Annotated in this window: 1 protein-coding gene and 1 pseudogene; both read right to left on the reverse strand. The window is 67.7% G+C overall.

The features are described 5' to 3' along the window. The coding region (locus JCM25156_RS17745) for an FAD-binding oxidoreductase (protein ID WP_025814206.1) at positions 1 to 697 on the reverse strand (697 nt) is incomplete at its 3' end. Beyond that, positions 694 to 1,079, reverse strand: a pseudogene (locus tag JCM25156_RS29610) (hypothetical protein); the annotation flags it as partial. The pseudogene JCM25156_RS29610 and the gene JCM25156_RS17745, both read right to left, overlap by 4 nt.

Here is a 1,079-nt window from a genome sequence, read left to right on the forward strand (position 1 = left end):
CGGCCACGATCTCGCGCGGCTGGGGGTAGAGCTGCATGATCGCGGTGGTGATGAAGCCGAGCGTCCCCTCCGACCCCACCAGCAACTGCCGCAGCGCGTAGCCGGTATTGTCCTTGCGCAGGCGGCGCAGGCCGTGGAACACGCCGCCATCGGGCATGACCGCCTCAAGGCCAAGGACAAACTCGCGCGCATTGCCGTAGCGCAGCGTGTTGTTGCCCCCCGCGTTGGTGGCCAGCACGCCGCCGATCTGCGCCGAGCCTTCGGACGAGATGGACAGCGGCAGCATGAATCCCGCCTCCCACGCCGCTTCCTGCGCCGCCTTCAGCGTCACGCCGGCCTCCACTTCCATGGTCAGGTCATGCGGGTCGATGTTGCGGATACGGTTCATGCGCGACAGGCAGATGACAACCTCCCGCCCGCTGGCGTCGGGCGTGGCGCCTCCCACCATGCTGGTGTTGCCGCCCTGCGGCACCATGGGCACGTCATGTTCCACGCACAGGCGCACGATGCGGGCCAGCGTTTCGGTATCGGCCGGGCGCAGTACGGCCAGCGCGCGGCCATGGTACAGGTCGCGCCAGTCGGTGCAGAAGGGGGCCGTATCCGCAGCCTCGGTCAGGATGCCGGTCGGCCCCACGATTTCCGTGAAGCGGGCGATCAGGTCATGCCGTGCCAGTGTGGGGGAGGGGGATGCGGTCATGACAGCATGTTTCCGGAATGATGGAGGGAAAGGGGCGCGGGCAGAAGCCAGGCCTGCCCGTCATGATGTACCGGCGGGTAGGTGGCGCTGGCCTGCGCCGGGCTGCTTGATACAAGCGTATGCCATGCTTCGGTCAGGGCGACACCGGTCAGCAGCCCCAGCGCGATGGCCACCAGCAGGCCCGAGCGGCGGACGGGCTGGCGGGTCTGTTTCTGCACGATGGACAGCGCCACCTGCGTTTCCGCGCGGGCCTGCTGCGTCTGGTACAGTTCCGAACGCAGGGCCGCGTTATGGGCGCGGCTGTCGCGCAGTTCCAGATCGAGCTTGCGGATGCTGTCGGTCAGCATGGAAATGCGGGCGTGCGAGTCCTGTATTTCCTTGG

Source organism: Komagataeibacter kakiaceti JCM 25156 (assembly GCF_000613305.1).